Source organism: Gilliamella sp. Choc5-1 (genome assembly GCF_001690595.1).
Lineage (GTDB): Bacteria > Pseudomonadota > Gammaproteobacteria > Enterobacterales > Orbaceae > Gilliamella > Gilliamella apicola_M.
Window position 1 is genome coordinate 1 of the sequence record NZ_LZHH01000012.1, and the last position, 813, is coordinate 813.

Sequence of the window (813 nt, forward strand, 5' to 3'; positions counted from 1 at the left end):
CCTTTCTTGCTTAATGAATGCGTGATATTAAATGTCTTAAAACAATCCGCTAATAACCGATTATCAAACTCTTTACCGCGGTCTGAATGAAATAAATCTAATTTCGATAATGGCATTTTAATTTGGCTTAATGCCGACATAACAAGCTCTGCTGTTTTATGTTGGCCAACATGGTAACCGACAATCTGCCTATCGGATAAGTTCACTAAAACACATAAATAGTTCCAACGTTGCTTAACTTGAATATAGGTTAAATCCGCAACAACAATTTGTTTTTTATCACCTACATCAAATTGTCGTTGCAGGTGATTTTCTGTGGCGGTTTCATTCACTTCTGTATTGTGAGATTGATAACGTTTAACGGTGTATTTTGATACCAGCAATAAGGCTTTCATCACCCGAGCAATGTAACGGCGTGACACCCAAATATTCTCTTTTTGTAAATCAAAACGAATTCGTCTTGTACCATAAGACTGATAGCTCTGATTAAATAGCGTCACGATTTTATTGGCATAAAGCCCTACTGATTTTTGTCTATTCAATTTACACTGATAATAAGCATGGATCGGCTACACTAATTCATACAACTTTTTTAAGGGGTAAGGTAAACTTATCACAACTAAAAAAGGAACAAATATGAATAAGATTAAACGCAAAAGACGAACATTCACAGATGATTTTAAACACCAAATGGTCAGTCTTTATCAACATGGTAAATCACGTAGTGAAATCGTTGCAGAATATGATTTGACGCCATCAGCATTGGACCGTTGGATAACGCAATCAAGCCAAAGTGGCTCATTTAAAACAAAA

General features: G+C 35.3%; 2 protein-coding genes. One reads left to right on the forward strand and one right to left on the reverse strand.

Annotated features, from left to right (window positions below):
• A partial coding sequence (locus A9G35_RS00890; protein WP_141673719.1) for a DDE-type integrase/transposase/recombinase occupies positions 1 to 542 on the reverse strand: 542 nt, incomplete at its 3' end.
• Between the two features lie 94 nt (positions 543 to 636).
• On the opposite strand from A9G35_RS00890, the gene A9G35_RS00895 reads away from it, so the two are divergent.
• The coding region (locus tag A9G35_RS00895) for a transposase (RefSeq protein WP_141673720.1) at positions 637 to 813 on the forward strand (177 nt) is incomplete at its 3' end.